We start from the raw sequence: 249 nt of genomic DNA, 5'->3' as shown, positions 1-249 counted from the left end.
TGTGTAGTTTTATCCGGACTTTAGCGAAGAGCCCGCGTATCCGTTGCTAGACCAATACGCTAACCCGCTGTCGGTGGAGTATGCTGATTTTGCCTAGTGGCAGCAACAACAGCAAGATCGCTATCAGGCGGATCTTGCCTATTGGCAAACTGAGTTGCAGCAGTGTCCTGTTGTTCCTGACTTTCCGGTGGAGTTTGAGCGACCACAAGTTCAGTCCCTTGATGGCGAATGGATTCGTCATACCCTTAC

1 protein-coding gene is annotated in these 249 nt (G+C 50.6%); it reads right to left on the bottom strand.

What is annotated here, in order from left to right; all coding sequences use genetic code 11:
* Positions 1 to 59: 59 nt before the first annotated feature.
* The gene (locus tag CWC03_RS23615; RefSeq protein ID WP_171040331.1) at positions 60 to 206 is read right to left on the bottom strand and encodes a hypothetical protein; all 147 of its coding nucleotides are present in this window, start codon (positions 204 to 206) and stop codon (positions 60 to 62) included.
* Between the last annotated feature and the right edge of the window lie 43 nt (positions 207 to 249).

The sequence above is a fragment of the Pseudoalteromonas sp. S2755 genome, assembly GCF_005886535.1.
Taxonomy (GTDB): domain Bacteria; phylum Pseudomonadota; class Gammaproteobacteria; order Enterobacterales; family Alteromonadaceae; genus Pseudoalteromonas.
Note: the sequence above shows the minus strand (reverse complement) of the source record. Positions and strands in the feature narration are given on the sequence as shown.